The 7,263-nt window shown below is 70.4% G+C and carries 6 protein-coding genes; 4 read left to right on the top strand and 2 right to left on the bottom strand.

Features of this window, described 5'->3' with window-relative positions; all coding sequences use genetic code 11:
* Window positions 1–294 precede the first annotated feature (294 nt).
* A complete protein-coding gene (locus QSG27_RS26475) occupies window positions 295–1,491 on the bottom strand; it encodes a phosphoglycerate kinase (RefSeq protein WP_306711488.1) in 1,197 nt (398 codons plus the stop codon).
* A gap of 150 nt (window positions 1,492–1,641) precedes the next feature.
* Here QSG27_RS26475 and QSG27_RS26470 point away from each other — a divergent pair, with 150 nt between their 5' ends.
* The 3 genes from QSG27_RS26470 to QSG27_RS26460 all read left to right on the top strand — a co-directional run bounded on the left by QSG27_RS26470 (window position 1,642) and on the right by QSG27_RS26460 (window position 5,075).
* A complete protein-coding gene (locus QSG27_RS26470; protein WP_306711486.1) occupies window positions 1,642–2,736 on the top strand; it encodes a class I SAM-dependent methyltransferase in 1,095 nt (364 codons plus the stop codon).
* 96 nt (window positions 2,737–2,832) lie between these two features.
* Window positions 2,833–4,440: a CYTH and CHAD domain-containing protein gene (locus QSG27_RS26465; RefSeq protein ID WP_306711484.1), complete on the top strand. Its 1,608-nt coding sequence runs from the start codon at window positions 2,833–2,835 to the stop codon at window positions 4,438–4,440.
* An 11-nt stretch (window positions 4,441–4,451) separates the two neighbouring features.
* Window positions 4,452–5,075, top strand: coding sequence for a ParA family protein (locus tag QSG27_RS26460; protein WP_306711482.1), 624 nt, complete (start codon window positions 4,452–4,454; stop codon window positions 5,073–5,075).
* A 1-nt stretch (window position 5,076) separates the two neighbouring features.
* On the opposite strand, the gene QSG27_RS26455 is transcribed toward QSG27_RS26460, so the two are convergent.
* On the bottom strand, window positions 5,077–6,462 hold the full coding sequence (locus QSG27_RS26455; protein ID WP_306711480.1) for a sensor histidine kinase: 1,386 nt from the start codon (window positions 6,460–6,462) through the stop codon (window positions 5,077–5,079).
* Between the two features lie 203 nt (window positions 6,463–6,665).
* Here QSG27_RS26455 and QSG27_RS26450 point away from each other — a divergent pair, with 203 nt between their 5' ends.
* A complete protein-coding gene (locus QSG27_RS26450; RefSeq protein ID WP_306711478.1) occupies window positions 6,666–7,187 on the top strand; it encodes a DUF4405 domain-containing protein in 522 nt (173 codons plus the stop codon).
* Window positions 7,188–7,263 lie beyond the last annotated feature (76 nt).

Raw genomic sequence — 7,263 nt, 5'->3', positions numbered from 1 at the left:
CGACGGCGCCACCGGACGACAAAACGCTTCGGCGTCGCCGCCCTCCCAAACGTCGCCCTCATTTAGCGGATGCACCATTTAGACTCATATCGCCTCATTCGCCGGCGGGCTTCGGTCGCTTGGGCGACCGGGACCGCCGTCGCGGTCCAAAGCGGATCGCAATCCGCTTTAGCCCTCCCCCGCCAACCCAGGGGAGGGGATCAAGCTCCCTCCCCTGCGAAGCGGGGGAGGGAAGGGGCCCGCGAAGCGGGAAGGGTGGGGGCCCGTTCTGCCCCCCCACCCCAACTTCCACCCTTACTTCTTCTTCAGCGCGGCCACGCCCGGCAGTTCCTTGCCTTCCAGCCACTCCAGGAAGGCGCCGCCGGCGGCGGAGATGTAGGTGAACTTCTCCTCCACACCCGCGTGGGCCAGCGCCGCCACGGTGTCGCCGCCGCCGGCCACCGACAGCAGGCCGCCTTCCGACGTGCGCTCGGCGACGAGGCCGGCGACGGCGTTGGTGCCGGCGTCGAAGGGCTGGATCTCGAAGGCGCCCAGCGGGCCGTTCCACACCACCGTCTTGGCACCCTGGAGCTTCAGGCCGAGGAACTCGACGGTCGCCGGGCCGACGTCCAGCGCCATCTCGTCGGCGCCGATGCCGTCCGCCGGAACGGCGCGGTGGGCCGCACCGGCCTTGAACTCCTTGGCGACGATGAAGTCCTTCGGCAGCAGAAGCTCGCAGTTGGACGCCTTGGCGGTCTCGATGATGGCGCGGGCCTGATCGGCCATGTCCTTCTCGCAGAGCGAGGCGCCGACATCCACGCCCTGGGCGTAGAGGAAGGTGTTGGCCATGCCGCCGCCCAGCGCCAGCATGTCCACCTTCTTCACGAGGTTGCCGAGCAGGTCCAGCTTGGTGGAGATCTTGGCGCCGCCGACCACGGCGGCCACCGGACGCTCCGGCTTCTCCAGCGCCTTGGTCAGCGCCTCAAGCTCGGCCTGCATCAGGCGGCCAGCGGCGGCAGGCAGATAGTGGGCCACGCCCTCGGTCGAGGCGTGGGCGCGGTGCGCGGCGGAGAAGGCGTCGTTGACGTAGAGGTCGCCGAGATCGGCGATCTTCTTGGCGAAATCCTTGTCGTTCTTTTCCTCTTCCGCGTGGAAGCGGGTGTTCTCCAGCAGCACGATGGCGCCCGGCTGCACGCCGTCGATGGCGGCCTTGGCCTTGTCGCCGACGCAGTCCTCGCCGAAGGCGACGGTCTGGCCGACGGCGGCGCTCAGCGCCTCCAGCACGTTGCGCAGCGAGTTCTTGGCGTCCGGACCGTTCTTCGGACGGCCGAAGTGCGACAGCACGACGACCTTCGCACCCTTCGTCGCCAGCTCGGTCAGGGTCGGCGCCAGACGGTCGATGCGGGTCGTGTCGGAAACCTTGCCGTCCTGCATCGGGACGTTCAGGTCGGCACGCACCAGCACCGTCTTGCCGTTCACGTCGAGGTCGTCGATGGTGTTGAACTCGGTCATGGCTGCTGTTTCCCACGGGTTGAACTTTTGCCGGGCAATCCAGCACAGGGGCGCCCGCTTTGCAACGCCCCGCGTGGGCGACCGGTTGCCCCATGCGGCGAAAAAGCGGGGCTCTGGGCGGGCGGGACCGCCGATCCCATCTCTATCCCCATGAACAGGATCGCCCCCCAGTCCTCCGCCCGGCTGGCCCCGCGGCTGGCTCCCCGGCTGGCTTACGCGGCCAGCCAGTCCGCCCGCGTCGCCTGGTTCCTCGGCCAGTACATGATGGCCGCGCGGATCGGGCGGCGGATCACCGGACCGCCGCGGACGCCGCCCTCCTCCGGGCGCCCGGTCCCCGGCACCCGCGCGGTGCTGGAGGAGCTGAGCGCCCTGCTGGCCCGCGACCTCGCCAACATCGAGGCGGGCTATTACCGCCTGCCGCACGACCTGCTGCCCGACCCGCGCCGGCTGCTGGCCGACGCCGCGGCCTTCTTCCGCGACGTGCCGGAGGTGTCGCGCCGCCGCCGCGACCATGCGGCGGTGGAGGTGCGCGCCAACCCGCCGCCCGGCAGCGGGGGCCTGCCCGCCTATTACCGCCAGAACTTCCATTACCAGACCGGCGGCTATCTGACGGAGGAGAGCGCCCGCCTCTACGACCATCAGGTGGAGGTGCTGTTCGGCGGCGGGGCCGATGCCATGCGCCGCCAAACCCTGGTGCCGATCTTCGAGTATTTGCAGACGCGGCGCGGCGCGGACTGCCGCCTGCTCGACGTGGCCGCCGGGACGGGGCGGTTCCTGACCTTCGTGAAGGACAACCACCCGCGCCTGCCGGTCACCGCGCTCGACCTCTCTGCGGCCTATCTGCGGGAGGCGCGGCGCAACCTCGCCCCCTGGGCGCGCAGCAGCGCGCTGGTCCAGGCGGCGGCGGAGGCGATCCCGCTGGCCGCCGGGTCGCAGGACATCGTGACCTGCATCTACCTGTTCCACGAACTGCCGCCGAAGATCCGCGCGCAGGCCGCGGCGGAGATGGCCCGCGTGCTGAAGCCCGGCGGCATCCTGGTCTTCATGGACAGCGTGCAGTATGGCGACAACCCGATGATGGACGGGCTGATCGACCGGTTTCCCCAGTCCTTCCACGAGCCCTTCTACGCCCATTACGCCCGCGACGACCTGCCCGCCCTGTTCGCCGCCGCCGGGCTGCGCGTGCGGGAGACGTCGCTGGCCTACATGTCCAAGCTCCTGGTGCTGGAGAAGGCGGAACCCTGACCACAAAGGGTTGCAACAAAAGCGTCATGGTTCTGTAACTTGACCGGGGCCGGGGCCTGTGCAACACGGGAACCCACCGGAAACGACGGGGCACGAATGGTGGTCGAAGCGGAGTCCAACCGGGAAACCGAGCTGAAGCTGGCCGTCAGGCCCGAAGACATGGCGAAGCTCCGGTCCTGCCCGGCGGTCGCATCCCGCGCCAAGGGAAAAGCCGGCGCCAAGACCCTGGAAAGCACCTATTACGACACCGCCGACCGGCGTCTGGCCGGGCGTCTGGTGACGTTGCGCGTGCGCAAGGTCGGCAACCAGTTCCTCCAGACCGTCAAGGGCGCGCCGGAGCGCGGCGAGCTTGGCCGGGCGGAGTGGGAGCATCCCGTCTCCGGCCCGGCCCCCGACCTGTCGGCCATCGAGGCGCCGGGCGCGCTGGACCTGCTGGGCTCCGTCAGCGAGGCGGAGTTGCAGCCGCTCTTCACCACGGTCATCCAGCGCACCGTCCGCATGGTGACGGTGGGCGAGGGCGAGAACGCCAGCCGCATCGAGATCGCCTTCGACAGCGGCGAGATCCGCGGCCCGGACGGCGCGTCCATTGCGGTGTCGGAGGTGGAGCTGGAGCTGCTGGAGGGCTCCGCCGCCGCCCTCTACGATCTGGCGCTGGAACTGGCGCAGGCCGCCCCGCTGCGGCTCGACCCGCGGACCAAGGCGGAGCGCGGCTATGCGCTGGCCGACGGCGGCGTGGACCGGGTGAGCAAGGCGGGCAAGCTGGATTTCGAACCCGGCACCACGGTGGAAGGCGCGCTGGCCCGAATCCTGCGCTCCTGCATCGGCCACATGCTGGCGAACGAGGCCGTCACCCTGATCGGGGAGGACCCGGAGGGCGTGCACCAGATGCGCGTGGCGCTGCGCCGCCTGCGCTCGGCGCTCGCCCTGTTCAAGCACTTCATCCCCGCCGCCCAATACGATTGGCTGGTCGGGGAGGTGAAGTGGCTGGGCGGCAGCCTCGGCCCGGCGCGCGACTGGGACGTCTTCCTGGCCGAACTGCTGGAGCCGGTGCGGGACGCCTTCCACCGCGCCGACGGCCACGGCAAGCCGCTCCAGGAGGACATCGACGCGCTCGCCGCCGCGGCCCGCGCCCGGCGCGACCGCGCCTACGAGGCGGTGCGCGACGCCATCCGGTCCGACCGCTACACTATCTTCCTGCTGAAGTTCGGCGCCTGGGTCGAGTCGCGGGGCTGGCGCGACCAGCCGGTCAGCGAACATTCCGCCCGCCTGTTCGACCCGGTGGACGGGCTGGCCGACCAGCTGATGGCGCGCCGCGCCAAGAAGGCCCGCCGCGCCGGCCACGGCTTCGCCGGCCTGTCGGTGGCCGAGCGGCACGAGCTGCGCATCGCCCTGAAGAAGCTGCGCTACGCGGCGGAGTTCTTCCGCAGCCTCTACGACGACAAGCCGGCCCGCCGCTACATCCAGGATCTGGCGGCCTTCCAGGACGCGCTGGGCCATCTGAACGACGTGGCGACGGCGACCCGCCTTCTGCACGAGCTGCACGACGACGGCAGCCGGTCCGAGCCGGGCGAGCCGCGCGCCGCCGGCATCGTCATCGGCTGGCACGCCCGCGGCGTGGCGGATTCCGAGCCGGCGCTGCTCGGCCTGTGGGACGGGTTCGCCGACGCGAAAGCCTTCTGGTCAAAACCCGACCGGGAGGGGTAATCTCTCCGGCCATGCGGACCATCCTCGTCGCCAACATCAAGGGCGGTTGCGGCAAGACCACCATCGCCACCCACCTCGCCGCGGCCTACGCCGCCGCCGGGCACAGCACGGCGCTGGCCGACGTGGACCGCCAGCGCTCGTCGCTCGGCTGGCTGGCGCGCCGCCCGGCGGCGGCCCCCGCCCTGGTCGGGCTGGATTGGGCCAAGGATCTGTCCGACGCGCCGAAGGGCATCCAGCGCCTCGTCATCGATGCGCCCGCCGCCCTGAAGACCAAGCAGATCGAGGATCTGGTGCGGATGGCCGACATCGTGGTCCTGCCGGTGCTGCCCAGCGCCTTCGACGAGCAGGCGACGCAGCGCTTCCTCGGCAAGCTGGAGGAACTGAAATCCATCGCCAAGCACCGCAAGGCGGTGGCGGTGGTCGGCAACCGCCTGCGCGCCCGCACCAAGGCGGCGGACCGGCTCGACCAGTTCCTCGGCGGGGTCGGGCACAGCGTGGTGGCGCGGCTGCGCGACAGCCAGATCTACGCGGACGCCGCGGCCTCCGGCCTCAGCCTGTTCGACCTGACCGGCAAGCGCGCCGCGGAGCACTGCGCCGACTGGGACCCGCTGCTGTCCTACATCGAGACGGCGTGAATCACCACCCGACCGGGATGGCGACGGCGAAGCGGGTTCCCGGATCGAGACGCTCCGCCTCCACCGTGGCGTTGATCTGGCGGGCGGTGTTGACCAGCAGCCGCATGCCCAGGCTCTTCGTCGGCGCCGACACATCGAACCCCACGGGGAGGCCGACGCCCTGGTCGGTCACCTCCAGCACCATCGCATCCTTCCCATCCCGGCGCAGGGTCACCCGGACCGGTCCGCCGCCGTTGCCGGGATAGGCGTATTTCAGGGCGTTGGTGACCAGCTCGTTGACCACCAGACCGATGGGGACGGCCTGATCGGTGGGCACGACGACCCGGTCGCCGCCGAAGGTCAGGTCGTGGCCCGGCGCGGTCTCCTGGAGCTTCCGGCAGAGGCCGTGCAGGAAGCCGGAGATGTCGATGAAGCTCGAATCATACTGCCGCCACAGATGGTCGTGCACCCCGGCGATGGTCAGGACCCGGCTGTAGGCGTCCATCAGGACGTTGCGGGCGCCGTCGTCGTCCGACGCGCGGGCCTGGAGCGAAAGCTGCGCCGCCACCAGCGCCAGGCTGTTCTTCACCCGGTGGCTGACCTCCTGGGTCAGCAGCCGCTGGCGTTCCTGCGCCTCGCGCTGCTCGTCGATGTCCGTGCTGGTGCCGAACCAGCGGGTGATGGTGCCGGCGGCCTCGTCGCGGATGGGAACGGCGCGGAACAGGTGCCAGCGGTACACGCCGTCGTGGCGGCGCAGCGGGGCGGTGTATTCCCAGGCCCGGCCCTCCGCCCGCGCGGCGCTGACGGCCTCCAGCATGGGGTCGGCGTGGTCGGGGCGGATGACCGTCCACCAGCCGTCGGTCTGCATCTGCTCCATCGAGGTGCCGGTGAAGTCGAACCAGCGCTGGTTGTACCAGATGCTGTGGTCGGCGGGGTCGCGCATCCAGGCGAGCTGCGGGATGGCGTTGGCCATGGTGCGGAAGTTGGTCTCGCTCTCGCGCAGCGCGGCCTCGGCGCGGACGCGGTTGTCGATGTCGGTCGCCGCCCCGATCCAGGCGATCAGCCGCCCATGCAGATGGACGGGGGAGACGCGCCCGATGTGCCAGCGGTAGAGCCCGTCGCTCCGCCGCCGCAGCCGGACCTGGACGTCGTAGGGCCGGCCCAGGGGGACCGCCCGGTCGCGGACCTCCTCCAGACGCGGGCGGTCGGCGGGATGGACGGCCTCCCGCCAGTGCTGGCGGCCCTCGGCGCCGCTCTGCCCGGTGTAATCGCGCCATTCGCGGTTGAAGAACTCGACCGTCCCGTCGGTCCGGGCGATCCACATCTTGCGCGGCGCGCTTTCGATGTAGGCGCGCAGGCGCTCCTCGCTCTCGTCACGCCACCCTTCCGGCTGTTCCTGCATGCCCATGAACCGGAAGCCCCGATGGTTGCGCCTTGGATCACGCAGTCATCTGGACCGCGGGGCGGGGCGGTCAAGCGCGGGGGACGCGGCGGGCGCCGTTACACTCTGTAACGTTCGGCGGCGGCGCGGGACATCAAGCGGTTACAATCCGGCCCCAGTTTGGCCGCATTCCGTTCAACCCGCCCGTTTCAAACCGCGAGCCGACCGCCATGCCGTCCATCACCTCCACCATCTCCCGCCAGATCGTCACGCCGGTGACCATTGTCCTGTTCGTCGTCTCCACGGTGACGGGGATCATGCTTCTGCTGCACTGGAACGGCAATCTGGTGCGCTTCTCCCACGAATGGCTCAGCGTCGGCTTCTCCGCCATCGGCCTGTGGCATCTGGTGCGCAACTGGACCGCCTTCGTCCAATATTTCAAGCGCAACGTGGCCCTGTCCGCCTTCGTGGTCAGCATCGCCGGCTCGCTGGTCTTCACGGCGATGACCGGCACCCCGGCCTCCACGGGCGGTCCCGGCGCCATGATGCGGGCGGTGAGCAACGCCCCGCTGGCGACGGTGGCGCCCGTCTTCGGGCTCGACGCCGACAAGGCCATCCAGGCGCTGAAGGCCGCCAACATCGAGGCGCAGCCCGGCGAGTCGCTGGCCGCCATCGGCACCCGCGCCGGCATGAATGCGGTGGGCGTCGCCAACATCCTCACCGCCGCGAAGCAGCCCAGGCCGGCGTCGTAAGAGGCTGTTGAGAAGAAAGCGGACCAAATGCAGCATCGATGCTGATTTGCAACGCACGCCCCAAAGGAGCCGTTGA

The organism is Azospirillum isscasi (genome assembly GCF_030849505.1).
In the GTDB taxonomy this organism is placed as follows: domain Bacteria; phylum Pseudomonadota; class Alphaproteobacteria; order Azospirillales; family Azospirillaceae; genus Azospirillum; species Azospirillum isscasi.
Note: the sequence above shows the minus strand (reverse complement) of the source record. Positions and strands in the feature narration are given on the sequence as shown.

Excerpts from the sequence above, each read along its gene's own strand:
- QSG27_RS26475 (WP_306711488.1), bottom strand. The coding sequence starts at position 1,491 with ATGACCGAGTTCAACACCATCGACGACCTCGACGTGAACGGCAAGACG.
- QSG27_RS26470 (WP_306711486.1), top strand. The coding sequence starts at position 1,642 with ATGAACAGGATCGCCCCCCAGTCCTCCGCCCGGCTGGCCCCGCGGCTG.
- QSG27_RS26465 (WP_306711484.1), top strand. The coding sequence starts at position 2,833 with ATGGTGGTCGAAGCGGAGTCCAACCGGGAAACCGAGCTGAAGCTGGCC.
- QSG27_RS26460 (WP_306711482.1), top strand. The coding sequence starts at position 4,452 with ATGCGGACCATCCTCGTCGCCAACATCAAGGGCGGTTGCGGCAAGACC.
- QSG27_RS26455 (WP_306711480.1), bottom strand. The coding sequence starts at position 6,462 with ATGGGCATGCAGGAACAGCCGGAAGGGTGGCGTGACGAGAGCGAGGAG.
- QSG27_RS26450 (WP_306711478.1), top strand. The coding sequence starts at position 6,666 with ATGCCGTCCATCACCTCCACCATCTCCCGCCAGATCGTCACGCCGGTG.